Source organism: Mesorhizobium wenxiniae, from assembly GCF_002284535.1.
Lineage (GTDB): Bacteria > Pseudomonadota > Alphaproteobacteria > Rhizobiales > Rhizobiaceae > Mesorhizobium > Mesorhizobium wenxiniae.
This window is the reverse complement of the sequence record NZ_NPKH01000025.1, coordinates 69121-87173: the sequence shown is the minus strand read 5'-3', so window position 1 is coordinate 87173 and position 18053 is coordinate 69121. Positions and strand designations below refer to the sequence as shown.

Sequence of the window (18053 nt, the reverse complement as noted above, 5' to 3'; positions counted from 1 at the left end):
GCATGATCCTTTCCGAAAATCGATTTCGATTTTCGGGGTCATGCGTTACGCAGTCATCCGCGCTTCGCGAAACGATACCAGCTTGCTGCGGTTCTCATCCCACAGCGCCAGCTTGACGCAGCGCAGGCTCTCCAGAAGCGTGACACGGCCGATTTCGCGCAGTTCCGGATAGTCCCTCAGGACCTCCTGCAATCGATAGCACGGCACCTTGGCGGAGAGGTGGTGCACGTGATGCACGCCGATATTGCCGGTGAACCAGTTCAGCACCGGCGGCAGGTCATAATAGGACGAGCCGTGCAGGGCCGCGTGCTGAAACTCCCATTCGGAGTCCTTTGCCCACTCGGTTTCCTCGAATTGGTGCTGGACGTAAAACAGCCAGATGCCGGCGGAACCGGCCAGAACGACGATGGGTAAGTGGACAACCAGGAACGCTTCGAGGCCGACGAACCAGACGAGGGCGGCGGCGGCGACCGCGATGGCCACGTTGGTTGCCATTGATGACACCCAGGGCGTGAGGCCGCCTCGCATCATGCCGACCGGCAGTCTCTGCTCAAAGATAAAAAGCCAAATCGGGCCGAGGCCGAACATGACGAGCGGATGGCGATAGAGACGATAGGCAAGGCGGCCCCGCCAGGACATTTGCCGATATTCGGCGACAGTCAGCGTCCTGATGTCGCCCGTGCCGCGCTCATCGAGGTTGCCGGCGCTGGCGTGATGGGTTGCGTGGGCACGTCGCCAGCAATCGTAGGGCGTCAAGGTCAGGATGCCCAGGCCGCGGCCGATCCAGTCGTCGGCGGTGCGGTTGGCGAAGAAGGAACCATGGCCGCAATCGTGCTGGATCATGAAGATCCGCACCAGAAAGCCGGCGGCCGGAAGTATGAGGATCAGACCCCACCAATGACCATGGGCATAAGCAACTGAGGACAGTGCCCACAGCGTGGCAAAGGGAATGAGGGTGATGGCAAGTTCGACGGCGCTGCGCCGCCTGTCAGGTTTCTTGTAGCGCGCCAGGATCTTCAACCAGGCACGTTTGCTGTTCGCCACAGCTTCGGGGGAAATCATGTTCATCAGGAAGCATAGACAGACCATTCCGTCGCCGCAAGGCAGGGATCACGCCAAGTTACTGCGGGTAATTGTCGCGCGACGCGTAAGATGCTGCAATGTGGGAGGGCATGCTTCCGGCGGCACGCAACGACAGGCGGATGTGTTGGTCTACCGCCGGGGGCCACGGGCGGCTACGCTGCTCTCGATGCCGTCCAGGCGGTCGAGCAATTCCCTGAAACGATCGGGAATGTCGTTCTCCGTCCGGAACGCCGGCAGCGCACGCAGAAAGCGCATCGTTGCCTCGGTGCCGAACTGGCCCCTGATGCCGGCCGCGAGCCTTTCACGTCTTTCGTCATTGTTGCGGGCGCCATTCTTGTTACGGTCGCCGTCGTTGCGGGTCATCATCTCAAAATCCTGTATCGGCTTCGAAACTCTTCCAGCAGACGAATGGTTCCCCCAACGCAGCATCTTGGCAAGCAAAGGCGGCGGTTACAGTAAAATTTGAATTAATATCGAAAGGTCTTCATGATGCGTCGTCGAACCGCCAGCGGCCCCTCCGGTATCGCTTGCCACTTGATTTTTGGCCGACAAACCTCGATATCGGGCACAAAATCCACACCATTCGAAATGACGGGAAATGGCGATGAGCGACCAGGCAAAAGACGAACGCGCGCCCGATGAAGCCGAGACCACCGGGGCTGCTACCGAACATACGGAAGGCAGCGTCGACGGCGACTACGAGGCGCTTGTGCGGCTGCTGAAGGAAAACGACGAGTTGAAGGACCGCGCGCTCCGCGTCGCAGCCGAGATGGAGAATCTGCGCCGCCGTACCGCCCGCGATGTGCACGACGCGCGTGCCTACGCCGTTGCCAATTTCGCCCGTGACATGCTGTCGGTGTCGGACAATCTGCGCCGCGCGCTGGATGCGATTCCGGCTGAGGCCAAGGCGTCGGGCGACGCCGGCTTCAAGGCGCTGATCGAGGGTGTCGAACTCACCGAACGCGCCATGCTATCGGCGCTGGAGCGGCACGGGGTGAAGAAGCTCGAGCCGGAAGGCGAGAAATTCGACCCGAATTTCCACCAGGCGATGTTCGAGGTGCCTAATCCGGATGTGCCGGCCAACACCGTGGTCCAGGTCGTGCAGCCAGGCTATTCGATCGGCGAGCGGGTGCTGCGGCCGGCCATGGTCGGCGTTGCCAAGGGCGGTCCCAAGCATGTGGCTGGTGAAGCGCCGGTCGAGCCAGGGCCGGTGAATGAGCAAGCTGAGAAGGATGCGTGATTAGGCGGTAAGGGAGTAGGGTAGTAAGGGACTTGATAGAGGAGCCGTAGCAATCGTGCGGCTTCATGCTATTCATACCCCCTATTCACCCACTTACTCCACTATGTCCTTGAACCCAATCGAGCTTCTCGACTATGCCGGCGTCGCCGTCTTTGCGGCGACCGGTGCGCTGGCCGCCTCGCGCAAACAGCTCGACATTATCGGTTACCTGTTCCTGGCCAGCGTCGCCGGCATCGGTGGCGGCACGTTTCGCGACGTCATCCTCAACGTGCCGGTGTTCTGGGTCGGAAACCGCGACTATGTGCTGATCTGCGCGGCGGTGGCGGTCTTGGTCTTCTTCAGCGCACACCGTGTCGAATCCCGCTACAAATTGCTGCTCTGGCTAGACGCCATCGGCCTTGCCGCCTTTTCGGTGATGGGCGCGGCCAAGGGGCTGGCGATCACCGGCTCGCCGGCGGTTTCGATCGTTACCGGCATGCTCACCGCCACCCTTGGCGGCATCCTTCGCGATCTGTTGACCGGGGAGCCTTCAGTGCTGTTGAGACCGGAGATCTACGTTACCGCAGCACTTGCGGGCGCCGCTCTCTACACGCTCGGCGACTTCGCCGGGCTGCCCCCGCTGGCCTCGGGCCTGGCAGGCTTCATGGCTGCTTTCTGCGTGCGTGGCGGCGCGCTCAAATTCGGCTGGGCCTTTCCGTCCTACAAGAGCAGGCCTGGTCGGCGACCGGAAGATATTCCATGAAATGAGAGCGGGTAGCGATAACAATCTGCAGCGAATTGGAGGAACTCCCGCTACTCGCTACTCGCTGGAATCTCAAGCGGCGAAGCGCTGGGCTTCCCCGCCATAATAGTTGACGTAGCGGGCGCCGATCTCTTGGACCGGCATCACCACGAACACGTCGACCGTCGAGAATTCGCGATCGATGACGCAGCCGTCGCCGATGCGCGCGCCGACGCGTAGATAGCCCTTGACCAGCGGCGGCATCGCCGCGATCGCGGCCTTGGCATTGACCGCCTCGATCGGCATCAAATCCATGGAACAATAGCGCCCGGCGACCGCACGCACGTCCCAGGCCGAATTCGTCCGGCAGTGATGGGCGAGATAGGTTAGCGCTTCGGCGTGTGCCGCCGGCACAGTGCCGTGGAACGAAGCGCAACCGGTCATCACGCCGATCCCGTAATGGTTGATATAGGCCCAAATACCTTGCCAAAGCGCCTCGATGGTGCGCTTCGAGCGGTATTCCGGCAAGACGCAGGAGCGGCCGAGCTCGAGGAAACGCTGGCCGGGGTGGCGGGCGATAAGATTGGTCAGCTCGAATTCGCCCTCGGAATAGAAGCCGCCGGCCGCTGCCGCGATTTCCTGCCGCAGCAGGCGGTAGGTGCCAACAATGCGGCGATGCTCGGGACCGGACAGCGAGGTGTCGAAGACGAGCAAATGATCACAAAGCGGATCGAAATGGTCGGCGTCGCGGCGATCCTGCACCTGGAACAGGTTCTTCCTGGCGCCAAGCTCGTCATAGAACACCCGGTAGCGCACTTCCTGCGCGGCGGCGATCTCGGCCTCGTTGCGGGCGAGCCGCACTTCGAGGTTGCCGATACGGCCGAGCGCTTCGCCTTTTGTGACGGCATCGACGTTCCGCCCGGTGAGCAAAGCACCGCTAGCGTTCGGCCGAGCGTCACATTCCGGCATAACTGTATGCACGAGTGATTCTCCTTCGAGCCATCCCTCTTGGCACGGGGATACGGTGTAGGTGCAACAGGATTGTGACAGTACCGTGATACGGTGCTGCGGGCAATACTTCGTCGGCTGGGTAATCCTTCAACCGGCTATGTTACGCGGCGGGAGCCAGGAAGGACAGCCGGCGGATCACGCGGCCACCTGGCCCTCGACCGCATCGACAAGCGCGTCGGGGTCGAGCGGCTTGGTGACGAAGCCGCTGGCGCCGTGGGCAAGCACTGCGTGGCGGGTCTTTTCCTGGCTGTCCGCCGACAGCACCATGATCGGAACCGGCGCCACGGCGGTTTCCTCCTCATGCCGGCGGATGGCGGCGATGGCGTCCAGCCCGTCCATGACAGGCATGTGCAGGTCCATCAGCACCACGTCGAAGCGGTGGTTGTGGCCGGTGCCAGTGACGGCCTCGACGGCGGCCTTGCCGTCGCCGACCACTTTCACGCGATGCCCGGCCTTCAGAAGCGTGGCGCGGGCAAGCATGGCGTTGATGTCGTTATCCTCGGCGATCAGCACCGACAGGCCCTGCTGGCGGTTGCCAATGGCGCGGTCGGATGGTGCGCCGCGCTTTTCCGGCTGTGGCTGGGTGAGGGCGGGTACGCTGCTGGTCAAAAGCACGCGCAACAGCGTCTCGCCACGCACCGGCCTTGCCAGGAAGGTGGCGTAGCCGCTGGCGCGGAACTCGCCCAGCATGCCGCGGTCGGTCGGCGCGATCAGCGTGATCGCCTCGCAGTCGGCAAAGCCGCTCTGGCGAAGGCGCCTTAACAACCTGCCGTCGCCCTCCTCCATGGCCGCATCGACCAGAAGCACGTCGCAGCCTTCTGCGAAGGACGCTGCCTGGGCGTCGGTCGCGGCCAGTTCGACCATGCCGCCATTGGCACGGATGGTGCGGGCGATGGCGTCGGCTTCGATGGCGTTCTTCGACAGTATCACCGCGCGCTGCCCTGACAGCGCATTCTGGCGGGTCTGCGGCGGCTCGGTGGCCGATATTGCAGGGATATCGAAGACGAACTCGGAGCCTTGGCCGAGCCGGCTCGAAACCGAAATCGTGCCGCCCATGGCGATCACCAGGCGCTTGGAAATGGCAAGACCGAGCCCGGCGCCGCCATGCGCGCGGGTCGACGTGCCATCGGCCTGTTCGAATTCCTCGAAGATGCGCTCCATATCGTCCTCGTGTAGGCCGGGACCCGTATCGGCGACGGTGAAGCATATGCGGTCTGTGGTTTCGGTGCAGGCACGAGCGATGCTCACCAATACGCCGCCGCTGTCGGTGAACTTGATCGCGTTGCCGATCAAGTTGAGCAGCACCTGCCTGACCCTTCCTGGATCGGCGGTGATCATCTGCGGCACGTCGGGTTCGACATGGCAGCCAAGGCCGATATTCTTGGCGAAGGCGCGCGCCGCCAAGAGTTCGACGATGTTGTCGGCGATCTCGCGCACCGACATTGGCTGCGGTTCGGGATCGAAGCGGCCGGCCTCAATCTTGGAATAGTCGAGCAGATCTTCGATCAGCGCCAGCAACGCGCTGGCCGAGGTCGAGACGGCGCCCACATAGGTCCGTTGTTCGGGTGAGAGATTGGTGTCCGCCAGCAGCCTGGCCATGCCCATGATGCCGTTCATCGGTGTGCGGATCTCATGGCTGACGGTGGCGAGGAAGCGCGATTTGGCCTGGCTTGCGTATTCGGCTCGCTCACGGGCGGTGATCAGCGACGATTCGGCGTGCTTGCGGGCGGTAATGTCGCGGGCGATGGCGCGATGCGAGACGGCGCCGCTCTCCTTGTCGCGCACGGACAGTTCGATCCATGAGAACCAGCGCGGGCCGATCGGCGTGCTAATGGCGACGTCGGTGGAGCTCAGGCATTCGTGGACGGAAAAAGCGGCATCGGGAACGATGCCGACGTCGATGCCGAGTTCGGCCAGGGTCCTACCGGCAAGATCGCGCTGGTCGGCTCCGACAAGATCGGCGAAAACCTTGTTGGCATAGACGATCTGGCCGTCACGGTCGCGGTGGACGACGAGATCGCCAAGCGCGTCGATCAGCCCGCGAAAGCGTTCCTCGCTCTCCTGCATCTCCCACATGCGGTCGGCCAGGGTCTCGACCTCGGCGCGGCTGCGAGCTGCGGTCTCGCCAAGGATGGCAACCGTGCGACGCACCGTGCGCCTGGCACGCAGATGCACGGCGAGACCGGCCATGCCAGTCGCCAAAAGCCCAACGGTGATGACGATCGGCGCGCCGGTCAGGTGCGACAGCCCTGCAAGCATGACGATGGCGACGAGCGTCAGGAATGGCAGGCCTTCGCGATTGGCGGCGGGCAGTTCGGGCGCCAGTGGCGGCGCTGCGATATGCTGCCGCCTTGGCGCCTCCGGGCCGATCGCGTCGACGCTTTCGGCGCTCTCCGTTTCTCCGATGGCGGATTCCGTGACCATGCGGAAACCCTTGCCAGACAGAGATTATGGAAAATTGCGGCGGATCGTTCGAATTTTATCGGTCGCGCGGTTTTTTGCCTTTCTTTCGTGCAAAACGGCAGACGCCAGAACTCACATATCCACCACTACGCGGCCACGGATCTTGCCCTCGACGATGTTGTGCGCGGCGTCGATGATGCCGTCAAAGCCGATGGTCGTGGACAGGCTGGCGAGCTTCTGGAGGTCGAGGTCCGTGCCGATGCGGCGCCACGCCTCCATGCGGACCGGCTTTGGCGCCATCACCGAATCGATGCCGAGCAGGCAAACGCCGCGCAGGATGAACGGGGCGACGCTCGCTGGCAGATCCATGCCGCCTGCCAGGCCGCAGGCGGCGACGGCGCCGCCATACGTGGTCATCGAAAGGACGTTGGCCAACGTGTGACTGCCGACCGCGTCGACGCCGCCGGCCCAGCGTTCCTTGGCGAGCGGCTTTGCCGGCTGGGCAAGCTCGTCGCGCGAAATCACCTCCGCAGCACCCAGGTCGATCAGGTAGGAACTTTCAGCGCTGCGGCCGGTCGAGGCGATGACATGATAGCCGAGGCTGGACAGGATCGAGACCGCGACCGAGCCGACGCCTCCGGCCGCGCCCGTCACCACCACCGGGCCGCGATCGGGCACGATGCTGTGCCGTTCCAGCGCGATGACGCAAAGCATGGCGGTGTAGCCTGCGGTGCCGATCGCCATGGCATCATGCGGGCTCATGCCCTGAGGCAGCGGCACCAGCCAGTCTCCCTTGACTCGGGCGCGCCCGGCATAGGCGCCAAAATGCGTTTCGCCGACGCCCCAGCCGTTCAATATGACCTTGTCCCCCTTGCGCCAGTCGGCATGGGAAGACGAGATGACGGTGCCGGCGAAATCAATGCCCGGCACCAGCGGCCAGCGGCGGATCACCGGCGCCTTGCCTGATATGGCGAGGCCGTCCTTGTAGTTCACCGTCGTCGCCTCGACGGCGACGGTGACATCGCCTTCCATCAGGTCGGCCTCGGTGAGGTCGGTCACCGCGACCGACTGCTTCTTCTCGGCATCGCGCGAAACGAGGATGGCTTTGAAGGTTTCGGGCATGTCTTCTCCTCGGGCTTTTCGAATGGCCACTGTATGGCGGCAGAAGGCCAGGTCAATCGCTGGAGGGCTTGGCCTCGCGCCGCCAACCGATGAGTTCGTCGAAGACGACCACCACCGCGCCGACCGCGATGAAGGCATCAGCGAGGTTGAAGATGGCAAAGGACCATACCGGGGTGTGGAACAGGATGTAGTCGATCACGTGACCATGGGTAGCGCGGTCGAGCAGATTGCCGAGCGCGCCGCCGACGATCAGCGCAAAGCCGATGCGGGTAAGCACGTGGCCGGGCGGAGTGCGGGCCGCGAGATAGAGCACGAATGCGACGACGAAAGCGGCGATGACCACCAGGCCGGTGTCGCCGAAGGATGAAAACATGGAGAAGGCAATGCCGGTGTTGTAGGTGCGGTACAATGCCAGGAACGGCACAAGATCGACCTTTTCCTGGAAGGCGAGGCCGGTCTCGACCAGAAATTTCACCCACTGGTCGAGCGCTATCGCGGCGGCGACCAGCAGGATGTAGGGTAACCACGATTTTGCCGTTTGGGATTTCACCATTTGGGATGTCACGGTCTGGCGTCCTCCGGGGCAAATCTCAGCGCGCCGCGCCGGATCTCGAACAGCATGATGCCGGTGGCCACCGCGAGATTGAGCGAATCGGCCCGGCCGGCCTGTGGAATCCGCAGCAATCTGTCGCAGCTTTCGGCTAGGCTGTCGGGCAGGCCCTGCTGTTCGTTGCCCATCATCAGCAGCACCGGGCCTTTGGAAAAGTCGACCGAACGGTAGTCGACCGCACCTTTCAGATGTGTGCCGGCAACGAGGCCAGGAAAGCTTTTTCGCCACGCGAGGAAGGCGTCCGGCGTCGCCTTGGCGACCGGCACGGCGAAGATCGAGCCCATGGTGGCGCGCACGGTCTCGACGGAAAAAGGATCGGTGGTCTCGCCGACCAGTATGACGCCCTTGGCGCCAACGGCATCGACGGTGCGGATGACGGTGCCGAGATTGCCTGGGTCGCGCACGCGGTCGAGCGCCACCCAGACGTCGCCGTCTCGAACGCGGATGTTCTTCAGCGGCAGGAACTTCTGCGAAAAGACGCCGACCACCATTTGCGGGTTATCGCGGCGGGTGATGGCGACGAGCACTTTTTCGGAAACTTCGAGCACGGTGCCGCCGGCGGCAACCGTGCGCGCCGCGACCTTTTCGACTGCCGCGTTGCCGCGTCCGGCTTTGGCGAAGACCAGCGTCCGGATCGACCAGCCGAGGTCGAGCGCGTCGATGACCAGCTTCAGCCCCTCGGCCATGAAGGCGTTCTGCTGGTCGCGGAATTTCTTCAGGGCGAGAGCCTTGATGTCCTTGATCAACGGATTGGCGAGGCTGGTGACCTCTTTCACCTGCCCTGGCGCGCCGGCGTGCCGCTCGCTCATCAGGCCACCCAGCGCGAGAACAGCGACGTCGACAGCACCCGGCCGGCGGATTTCTCGCGGATGATCAGTTCGCCGGATTCGACCGTGCCGCCCATGCCCGCGAAAGTGTCGCGCATTAAGGCATGGATGGCGAAGAAGGAGGCGCGGATCGAATAGGCGGTCAGCACGACAGCAAGCGGCTTCGGCGTCAGGATCGAGCGGCAGAGGTCGGTCAGATCAGGCAGGTCCTCGAACAATTGCCAGACCTCGCCCTTGGGGCCACGGCCATAGGCGGGCGGATCGAACAGGATGATGTCGTAGCGGCTGCCGCGGCGCTCCTCGCGCTCGGCGAATTTCATCGCGTCGTCGATGATCCAGCGGATCGGCTTTTGCAACAAGCCCGCCATCTCCTGGTTCTCCCTAGCCCAGCCGATTGCCTTCTTGGACGCATCGACATGGGTGACCTCGGCGCCGGCGCGCGCCGCCACCAGCGAGGCAAGGCCGGTATAGCCGAACAGATTCAGCACCTTGACCGGTCGCTTCGCCGCCGCGATCAGCCCGGCCATGTGGTCCCAGTGCGGGGCCTGCTCGGGGAAGACGCCGACATGGCGAAACGAGGTGAAGCGGCCGAGATAGTCGATGCCGTCATGCTTCAGCGGCCAGGTCTCGCCGAGCGGCGTCCTGGGGAAGCGCCAGCGGCCGATGCCTTCCTCGTCGGTGTCGCCGGTGAAAATGGCGTCGGCGCGGTCCCAGTTTTCGGCCGGCAACGCTTTTTGCCAGATCGCCTGGCCTTCGGGCCGGACGATGCGATAGGGCCCGTACTGCTCGAGCTTTTGGCCGGCGCCGCTGTCGAGCAGCGCATAGTCGGCGTTGGGCGCCACTTCGAGGATCAGCGGCAGGTGTTCGGCGGGCAGGGCGCCGTCGCGGCGGGAAAGGACGCGCGGCGCGGTGCGGTTGCCCGATGCTGTGCCGGTTGCGCGCGGCGCCTGTTCCGCCCCGCCCTTTGCGAGCTGATGCGAGCGGCTGTCGCGGCGTTTGTCGCGAAAAGGTTTCAAGAAGAGCATCTCCGGGGCGACTTGGCCCGCTTCTGCCACAGCACCTTCACCGGTGCAACAAACGCGGTCGCTGGACATTTCCGAAACGGTCAGCCGCGCCTGATCCAAAGCAGGGGCGACAATCAGCGATACGAAACCGACGGCCTTGAAGCCGCGACGATCATATGGCCGGTTTCCCAGCGCAGTCGGATCGCTTCGAAATTTTCCGGGATCGGTCCAGGCACCCAGGTGGCCAGAATATCGTTCGCCGGCTTGACGAGAGCAAACCACATCGCAAGAGACACCGCATAGAGCACGGCAGCGGCCAACGCATACCAGAACGCCGGACGGTCATTGCGCAGCATCCATGCGAGAAGTCCCGGACAGCCGATCGCGGCCACGTCCAGTGGCGCGCCAATGACGGCAAACAGCTGGAACTGGGCCTTGAAGACAGTCGTCTCGCGCCAGAGAGAAGGTGACCACTTCGTCAGCCGAGGAGCCGATTCCAGGACATGGGCGAAGGATGGTCCAAGGCTGAGCGCCGCCATGACGGCGGCCAAGATGGACCAGAACAACAGGAACCCGCGTATCTCCATAACGCCCGAACAACGGTGCGACGCCGGAGACGTTCCCGCCGATCGGGAACAGAGAAGTAGGGGAGTAGGGGAGTAGGGGAGTAGGGGAGTAGCGGAGTAAGGGAGTAAGGGAGTAAGGGAGTAAGGGAGTAAGGGAGTAGGGGAGTAGGGTAAATATGACTGGCACGAANCGGAGTAAGGGAGTAAGGGAGTAAGGGAGTAAGGGAGTAAGGGAGTAGGGGAGTAGGGTAAATATGACTGGCACGAAGCCGCACGATTGGTATGGCTTCCCTACTTCCCTACTTCCCTACTTCCCTACTTCCCTACTTCCCTACTTCCCTACTTCCCTACTTCCCTACTTCCCTGCGCCTTGTACACCGCAATGCCGGCGGCGAGGTCTTCGAGGGCTGCGCCGACCGATTTGAACAGCGTGATCTCACTGGGGCTCTGCCGGCCCTTCTTCTGGCCGCGTGCCAATTCATGCAGGTCGGCGACGATGGCTTGCGGCTTCAGCACGCCCGAGGCCAGCGGCTGGACGATATCGCCCGCCTCCTTGGCGGCGCCTGCCCGGGTATCGACGTAGACGCGAGCACGCGCAATCGCATCGTCGTCGCTTTCGCGCATGACCGGCGTGAAGCCGCCGACCAGATCGACATGGGTGCCCGGCTTCAACAGCGCGCCCTTGATCAGCGGCGTGGTCGTGATGGTCGCCGACGAAACGATGTCGGCCTGGCCGATTTCGGCGTCGAGATCGCTCGCGGCGGTGGCCGCAAAGCCCTCGGCGCGCAATTCCGCCGCAGCCTTTTCGGCATTGGCCGGTGTGCGGTTCCAGATGCGGATTGCGGTGATCGGCCGCACCGCTGAATGCGCCCTGGCGAGGAACGGCGACAGCGCGCCGGCGCCGACCACCAGCAGCCGCTCAGCGTCCTCGCGGGCCAGATAGGAAGCGGCCAGCGCCGAGGCGCAGGCCGTGCGCCACTGCGTCAGCCGCTGGCCATCGATCATGGCTTCAGGCTCGCCGGTCGCGCCGTCGAGCAGGAGGTAAAGCCCCATCACAGCGGGTTTGCCTACGGTGTTGTTGTCGGGCGACACCGTGACGATCTTGACGCCGATATGGCCGCGTGCCGACGTGCCGGCCGCATTGAAGTCGGTCCAGGCAGGCATCAGGAGCAGCGTCGAGGCCGCGCCGTCGGGCCGTTCGACCGTATGGTGATGCCTGACCGGTTGTACCGCGCCATCGCGAAAGGCCGCGCGCAGCGTCTCCACCAGGCCGGGAAAGGTCAGCGCTTGATCGACCTCGGCCGCCGAAATGGTCAGCATGGGAAACTCCATGGAGAGAAATACGCCTAACGCATAACCGAAAATGGTACAGCGTCCTTTGCGCGTCCCAAAGGACGTGCGGCGCTGTGTTGGCTCAGCTGGTCGGCTTGGGCAAGGCGGGGCCTTGTGGCGCAGCCGGTGCGCGGCTGACTGCCTGGCGCAGGTTTTCGGCCTCGACGCCGCGCTGGCGCGCCAGCTTGCGATAGCGGCCCTGCTTGACCCAAGTCGCCAGGCTGCCGACGATCATGCCGATGGCGAGAGCCAGGAACAGGAAGATGAAAAGCGGCAGCGTCATCGTTAGCGCCGGATTGCCGGGGTTGAACGGATCCAGGGTGAAGGCAACCGGATCGCGATTGGCGACCGCCAGCGCGATCAGAATGACGGCCAGCGGTACGAAGACCACGATGAGCATGAGGCGATTGAACATGGAATTTCCTGTCGAAGGCGGGCTCTACCGCAAGCCTACTGAAAAGGCCGGCACGCTGCACGAGCTCGCGCGGCGCCTATTTGCCGCCGTTCAGCCTTTCACGCAATTCCTTGCCGGTCTTGAAGAACGGCACCCATTTCTCCTCGACCTCGACGGATTCGCCGGTGCGCGGGTTGCGGCCGGTGCGGGCGGGGCGGTTTTTCACCGAGAAAGCACCGAAACCGCGCAGTTCGACCCGGTTGCCTTCGGCAAGCGCGTCGGTGATCTCGTCGAAAATCGCGCCGACGATGTTTTCGACGTCGCGCAGAAAAAGGTGCGGGTTGCGTGTGGCGATGATCTGCACAAGTTCGGATTTGATCATGAGAAGGCTCCCCGTGAAAACACAGCAGTCAAAATTATGAGGATGATTTTATTTGCTTTTTTCACTCGTCTCAAGGGTGCCAGACGGAAACGAGACCGTCAAGAAACAAGCGGTCGGCACCAAGTTCGTGAATGATCTCGCCGCCATAGTCGGGCAGGCCGAGCGCACTGCCGATGGTTCGCGCCATCGCTTTCGAGAACAGGAAGCCGCTGCTTTCCGCGTCCTTCCACTCCACCACCTTGAGCTTGGCGTCGACGCCCTTGGTCGCGAGCCAATCGATCGCTTCGGTCTCGCCGCCGACCGCGTCGATCAATTTGTTGGCAACAGCCTGCCGGCCGGTGAAGATCGACCCGTCGGCCAGGGCCAACGCCTCCGGCTTGGTCATGTTGCGGCGCTCGGCGACGACGCCGACGAACCAGTCGTAGCTGTCCAGGATGAGCTTGCGGACCATGGTGCGCTCGTCGTCACTGGTCGGCTTGAAAGGCGATGGCGAGGCTTTCAGCGGCGAGGATTTCACTTCCTCGAGCTTGATGCCGAGCTTGTCCATAAGGCCGCTGACGTCCGGATACTGGATCAGCACGCCTATCGAGCCGACGATCGACGATTTGCGCGCGACAATATGATCGGCCGCGGTGGCGATCATATAGCCCGCCGATGCGGCCAGCGTGCCGACCTCGGCCACCACCGGCTTCTCGGCGGCCAGCTTGCGAACTGCCTCGTAGATCGATTCGCCCCCGACGGTGGTGCCGCCCGGTGAATCGATCGACAGGATCACCGCTTTCACCCTTGAGGATTGACGGATGTTCTCCAGTTGTTTGATCAGGTCTTCGTCTTCGGTAATGGTGCCCTCGATCTTGACCTTGGCGATATGGTCGACCGCCGTGCCGGTGAAGTCGTCACCGTAAATCCAGCTCGAAAAGGCAATCAGCCCGGCTGCTGCGACAACAAGCGCTGCAACGCGCCAGAATGTCAGCTTGCGGCGCAAGCGGCGGCGGTCGATCAGGTCGTCGGCTCTCAGTGCCATGGTCAGCCTCATAGTCGGTGGAAGCAGATGCTTTAAAGCAACCATCCGCGCCCGGCTACCGATTCCTGACGAGCTTGCGCCAAAGACAAGTCTCGACGTTCGCGAACCGGCGTTTCAAGAGATGTTAAGACCAATCCACAGGCCCCTAACGCTGCCCGCCTGTATCTGGTATGACATGCAAGTTGTGCCGGTTTCATTTTCGTTTGTGCAACAGCAACCGTCACACTTTTGCGGTTTTCCTCCGCTTGTGCTTGCTTGAGGGCGCCGGCATCCCACCTATAGGGGTGCTTGGCGGCAGGGGTTTAAAAGAAAGCAGTTATGTTAGCGCGACCGATTGAACCGACCAACACCGAGACGGAGTTGGCTCCCCCGGACGTAGGCCCAGCGCGGGTCGACGCCTTCGGCATTGCCCAGCGCCATTCGCGCCGCGTGCGGATATTGAAGCTGGCGGTGCCGCTGGCCGCTGCCGCGATCGCGGTCGCCTTCCCGGTCTATTCCTATCTCGCGGCGCCTGGCTCAATTCAGGTCCAGGCCGACGGCAGCGCCTTCGCCAATGGCAAGCTGGTGATGGCCAATCCCAAGCTCAACGGGTTCACCAAGCAGAAACTGCCCTATTCCATGACGGCCTTGCGCGCCATACAGGACGTGACCAAGCAAGGAATCATCAACTTGGAGGGCATCGACGCCAAGCTGCCGATATCGACCGACAATGTGGCGGCCATCAATGCCTCGCACGGCACCTATAATCGCGATGGCAACACGATGAGCCTGACCAGCGATGTCACCATAACCACCACCGATGGCTTGGCGGCAAAGTTCAAATCAGTCTTTCTCGATATGGGCAAAGGCACTATGAAGACGAACGATCCGGTCGACGTCAGCCGCGGCGGGTCGCGGATCACCGCAGAGTCGATGTCGATCCATGACAACGGCAAGATCGTGGTTTTCGAGAACAGAGTGCGTGTCAACATCGATCCCGCCAGCTTGAAGGCGGCAGAGGCAATGAGCGGAGAATCCAATGCGGTTCAGTAGTTCGACACGGCTCGTGGCCGCAGCTTCGGCGTTGCCGGCCCTTGGGTTGGCTTTGGGGCTGGTCCTGGGGGTGGGGACGGCGCCGGCTCTGGCGCAGTCCAAGGCCACCAGCCAGCTGTCGGGCCTCAAACTGTCCGGCGACAAGCCCATCCAGATCGAAAGCGATAAGCTCGAGGTCCGCCAGGCGGATAGCGTCGCCGTGTTCACAGGCAATGTAAGCGTCGTCCAGGGTCCGACCTTGCTCAAGGCCGGCAAGATGACGGTCTATTACGTCAAGGATGCCGACGCTGACGCCAAGGATGCGCAGGCCGCAGGTGCCGCGATGACCGGCTCGGCCAACATCGACCGCCTGGAGGTCGCCAACAAGGTCTATATCAAATCGGACGACCAGGTCGCCACCGGCGACAGCGGCACCTTCGACATGAAGACGGAAGTGCTGGTGCTTTCAGGCAGCAAGGTCGTGCTTTCGCAAGGTGACAATGTACTGGTCGGCTGTAAGCTCACCGTGCAGATGAAGAGCGGCCTGGCTCAGGTCGACGCCTGCGGGGGCCGCGTCATGATGTCGATCACGCCGCCGGCGAAGTCGGGAGCGGCGAACCCCTGATGGTCGACGTAGCATCGCTGATGGCGCGTCTTCCAGGACGCGTCGCCAGCAAACTTGCGGCACCGACCACGGTCAGCGTCGACCAGGTAAAGTTCAAGGGAACCTTGATCGCCAAGGGCCTGACCAAGAGCTACAAGGGCCGCAAAGTTGTCAGCGGCGTGACGATCGGCGTGCGCGCCGGTGAGGCGGTCGGACTGCTCGGTCCCAATGGCGCCGGCAAGACGACCTGCTTCTACATGGTCACCGGCCTTGTGCCGGTCGACGAAGGCACAATCGAAATCGACGGCTTCGATGTCACCTCGATGCCGATGTACCGCCGCGCCCGCCTCGGCATCGGCTACCTTCCGCAGGAAGCGTCGATCTTTCGCGGCTTGAGCGTCGAGCAAAACATCCGTGCCGTGCTCGAAGTGGTCGAAAAGAACCGCAAAAAGCGCGAACACAGTCTCGACGAACTGCTCGATGAGTTTCACATCAGCCATCTGCGCAAAGCCCCGTCGCTGTCGCTTTCCGGCGGCGAGCGGCGGCGCCTTGAAATCGCGCGCGCACTGGCGACCCGCCCCGCATACATGCTGCTCGACGAGCCTTTCGCTGGCATAGATCCGATCGCCGTCGCCGATATCCAGCAACTCGTGCGTCATCTGACGGCGCGTGGCATCGGCGTGCTCATCACCGATCACAATGTCCGCGAGACGCTCGGCCTGATCGACCGCGCCTACATCATCCATGCCGGGCAGGTGCTGACCCATGGCCGGGCCGACGAAGTGGTCGCAAACCCGGATGTGCGGCGGCTTTATCTCGGTGAGGGATTTACACTCTAAGCGGGAAAATTCTCCTCGAAACGCGATTTTTGGCGCGAGACCAGCCTTTTTTTCTCCGATTTCTCTTCCAAATAAAGCAGCGACAGGCGAGTTTTGATCGCCGTCGCCTTGACAAGCAAAAGCCGGGCCAGTTTCTATGCCCGACTCCTTCCGGCAGTCGGATGCGTAGACAGGGCGTTTGAAACCGAACCATGGCGTTGGCGGCAAAACTACAGCTACGACAATCCCAGTCGCTGGTGATGACGCCGCAACTCATGCAGTCGATACGGCTGCTGCAGTTCACCCACATCGAGCTGGAACGCTTCATTGACGACGAGATCGAGCGCAATCCTCTGCTCGAGCGCGCCGAGCCGCAGGACGATCCCGTCAGCGACCAGGCGCAGAAGATCGATGCCGCGCCGGAAACGGCCACCGACGGCGATTGGTTCGAGAAGGAAACGGCGTGGAGCGCCGAGGCGATCTCGGAAAAGCTCGATACTTCGCTTGAAAACCTATTTCCCGACGACCCCGGCAGCAGCGAGCGGCTCGGTCCCGACCTGACGGCTCAATGGAAGTCGGCATCCGGCAACGGTTCCGCGTCCTCTTCCGACGGCTTCGACGTCGGAGACATGGCGGCCGCCGCCATCACGCTGCGCGAGCATGTCGGCGAACAGGTCGCGCTTGCCTTCGCCGACCCGGCAGCACGCCTGATCGCCAGCGAACTGGCCGATGGCCTCGACGAGGCCGGCTATATGCGCGCCGACATGGCCGAGATCGCCGCCCGTCTCGGCACCGACCGAGCGGCGGTGGCGAATGCGCTCGCGGTCTGCCAGACATTTGAGCCCGCCGGCATCTTTGCCCGCGACCTCGCCGAATGCCTGTCGCTGCAGCTTGCCGTCCGCGACCGGCTCGATCCGGCGATGAAGGCTTTGATCGCCAATCTCGAACTCTTGGCGCGGCGCGATTTCCAGACCCTGAAACGGATTTGTGGGGTCGACGAGGAGGATCTGCTCGACATGCTGGCCGAGATACGTGCGCTCGATCCGCGCCCGGGCATGGCGTTTTCGGCGGGCGCCAGCGACGCGATCATCGCCGATGTCGAAGTGCGGGCGGCTAATGACGGAAGCTGGGTGATCGAACTCAACCCCGAAACGCTGCCGCGCGTGCTGGTCGACCATATCTATTTCGCCCAGGTTTCACCGCATGCGAAAAACCAGACGGAAAAGGATTTCCTGGCGGAATGCCTGCAAAACGCCAACTGGCTGACGCGCAGCCTCGACCAGCGGGCAAAGACCATTCTTAAGGTTGCCTCAGAAATCGTGCGCCAGCAGGACGCCTTCCTCATCCATGGCGTGCGTCACCTGAAGCCGCTCAACCTGCGCACGGTGGCCGACGCCATCGGCATGCACGAATCGACCGTCAGCCGGGTCACCGCCAACAAATACATGCTGACGCCGCGCGGCGTGTTCGAACTGCGCTATTTCTTCACCGCCTCGATCGCTTCGTCGGGTGGCGGCGATGCGCATTCGTCTGAAGCGGTGCGCGACCGCATCAAGCAGTTGATCGATGAGGAGAAACCTGCCGACGTGCTTTCCGACGACGCGATTGTGGATATGTTGCGGGAAAGTGGCGTCGATATCGCCAGGCGCACGGTCGCCAAGTATCGGGAGGGCATGAATATTCCCTCGTCGGTGCAGCGGCGGCGTGAAAAACGCGCTTTGGCCAGCGCCGGACGTTGATCTCCGACGGAATTTCCACAACTTTCGCGCTTCATTGACAAGCCGCAATGAAGTGGCTAGAAGCCCGCCCGCATGGGACGGGCTACTGCCCGCATGCGGATGGTCCGTCACGACGTTGGCCACGGGACGGTCAAAGAAGGCGGCTTGTGATCAACCGGAAAG

19 protein-coding genes are annotated in these 18053 nt (G+C 62.9%); 6 read left to right on the top strand and 13 right to left on the bottom strand.

Going from position 1 to position 18053, the window contains the following annotated elements; translation table 11 throughout:
- Positions 1-45: 45 nt before the first annotated feature.
- Both CIT31_RS21360 and CIT31_RS21355 read right to left on the bottom strand, forming a co-directional pair.
- The gene (locus tag CIT31_RS21360; protein ID WP_065010144.1) at positions 46-1068 is read right to left on the bottom strand and encodes a fatty acid desaturase; all 1023 of its coding nucleotides are present in this window, start codon (positions 1066-1068) and stop codon (positions 46-48) included.
- 144 nt (positions 1069-1212) lie between these two features.
- Positions 1213-1449 carry a hypothetical protein gene (locus CIT31_RS21355; RefSeq protein ID WP_095520257.1) on the bottom strand — a complete coding sequence of 79 codons (237 nt, stop codon included), beginning with the start codon at positions 1447-1449 and terminating at the stop codon, positions 1213-1215.
- A gap of 238 nt (positions 1450-1687) precedes the next feature.
- Here CIT31_RS21355 and grpE point away from each other — a divergent pair, with 238 nt between their 5' ends.
- Entirely contained in the window at positions 1688-2323 is a 636-nt protein-coding gene (gene grpE / locus CIT31_RS21350; protein ID WP_029348194.1) for a nucleotide exchange factor GrpE, read from the top strand.
- Positions 2324-2432: 109 nt separating this feature from the next.
- Complete coding sequence (locus tag CIT31_RS21345; RefSeq protein WP_095520339.1) at positions 2433-3065, top strand: trimeric intracellular cation channel family protein; 633 nt, start codon at positions 2433-2435, stop codon at positions 3063-3065.
- Positions 3066-3137: 72 nt separating this feature from the next.
- Here the strand turns inward: CIT31_RS21345 and olsB are convergent, their stop codons facing one another.
- From olsB to sppA, 11 genes are all read right to left on the bottom strand, one after another.
- Entirely contained in the window at positions 3138-4013 is an 876-nt protein-coding gene (gene olsB, locus CIT31_RS21340) for a l-ornithine N(alpha)-acyltransferase (RefSeq protein ID WP_164784066.1), read from the bottom strand.
- A 177-nt stretch (positions 4014-4190) separates the two neighbouring features.
- A complete protein-coding gene (locus tag CIT31_RS21335; protein WP_095520255.1) occupies positions 4191-6479 on the bottom strand; it encodes a PAS domain-containing hybrid sensor histidine kinase/response regulator in 2289 nt (762 codons plus the stop codon).
- Between the two features lie 111 nt (positions 6480-6590).
- On the bottom strand, positions 6591-7580 hold the full coding sequence (gene acuI / locus CIT31_RS21330) for an acrylyl-CoA reductase (NADPH) (RefSeq protein ID WP_095520254.1): 990 nt from the start codon (positions 7578-7580) through the stop codon (positions 6591-6593).
- 52 nt (positions 7581-7632) lie between these two features.
- Positions 7633-8133 (bottom strand): signal peptidase II, encoded by a 501-nt coding sequence (gene lspA / locus CIT31_RS21325; protein ID WP_095520253.1) that lies wholly within the window; start codon positions 8131-8133, stop codon positions 7633-7635.
- A gap of 8 nt (positions 8134-8141) precedes the next feature.
- Positions 8142-8999, bottom strand: a complete 858-nt coding sequence (locus CIT31_RS21320) for a TrmH family RNA methyltransferase (protein ID WP_095520252.1) — start codon at positions 8997-8999, stop codon at positions 8142-8144.
- Positions 8999-10033, bottom strand: coding sequence for an RsmD family RNA methyltransferase (locus CIT31_RS21315; RefSeq protein WP_095520338.1), 1035 nt, complete (start codon positions 10031-10033; stop codon positions 8999-9001). The genes CIT31_RS21320 and CIT31_RS21315 overlap by 1 nt, the downstream gene beginning before the upstream one ends.
- A gap of 122 nt (positions 10034-10155) precedes the next feature.
- A complete protein-coding gene (locus CIT31_RS21310) occupies positions 10156-10587 on the bottom strand; it encodes a DUF1772 domain-containing protein (RefSeq protein WP_245316424.1) in 432 nt (143 codons plus the stop codon).
- 339 nt (positions 10588-10926) lie between these two features.
- Positions 10927-11907: a bifunctional Delta(1)-pyrroline-2-carboxylate/Delta(1)-piperideine-2-carboxylate reductase gene (gene lhpI, locus CIT31_RS21300; RefSeq protein ID WP_095520337.1), complete on the bottom strand. Its 981-nt coding sequence runs from the start codon at positions 11905-11907 to the stop codon at positions 10927-10929.
- 94 nt (positions 11908-12001) lie between these two features.
- Positions 12002-12334 carry a LapA family protein gene (locus tag CIT31_RS21295; protein ID WP_029348180.1) on the bottom strand — a complete coding sequence of 111 codons (333 nt, stop codon included), beginning with the start codon at positions 12332-12334 and terminating at the stop codon, positions 12002-12004.
- Between the two features lie 76 nt (positions 12335-12410).
- The gene (locus tag CIT31_RS21290; RefSeq protein WP_006200394.1) at positions 12411-12695 is read right to left on the bottom strand and encodes an integration host factor subunit beta; all 285 of its coding nucleotides are present in this window, start codon (positions 12693-12695) and stop codon (positions 12411-12413) included.
- A 70-nt stretch (positions 12696-12765) separates the two neighbouring features.
- Positions 12766-13719 (bottom strand): signal peptide peptidase SppA, encoded by a 954-nt coding sequence (sppA, locus tag CIT31_RS21285; RefSeq protein ID WP_095520336.1) that lies wholly within the window; start codon positions 13717-13719, stop codon positions 12766-12768.
- A gap of 318 nt (positions 13720-14037) precedes the next feature.
- Here sppA and lptC point away from each other — a divergent pair, with 318 nt between their 5' ends.
- The 4 genes from lptC to rpoN all read left to right on the top strand — a co-directional run bounded on the left by lptC (position 14038) and on the right by rpoN (position 17891).
- The gene (gene lptC / locus CIT31_RS21280; protein WP_095520250.1) at positions 14038-14751 is read left to right on the top strand and encodes an LPS export ABC transporter periplasmic protein LptC; all 714 of its coding nucleotides are present in this window, start codon (positions 14038-14040) and stop codon (positions 14749-14751) included.
- Complete coding sequence (locus tag CIT31_RS21275; RefSeq protein WP_095520249.1) at positions 14738-15355, top strand: LptA/OstA family protein; 618 nt, start codon at positions 14738-14740, stop codon at positions 15353-15355. The genes lptC and CIT31_RS21275 overlap by 14 nt, the downstream gene beginning before the upstream one ends.
- Complete coding sequence (gene lptB / locus CIT31_RS21270; RefSeq protein WP_095520248.1) at positions 15355-16173, top strand: LPS export ABC transporter ATP-binding protein; 819 nt, start codon at positions 15355-15357, stop codon at positions 16171-16173. Before CIT31_RS21275 ends, lptB begins: the two co-directional genes overlap by 1 nt.
- Positions 16174-16364: 191 nt before the next feature.
- Positions 16365-17891: an RNA polymerase factor sigma-54 gene (gene rpoN / locus CIT31_RS21265; RefSeq protein ID WP_095520247.1), complete on the top strand. Its 1527-nt coding sequence runs from the start codon at positions 16365-16367 to the stop codon at positions 17889-17891.
- Positions 17892-18053: the final 162 nt, after the last annotated feature.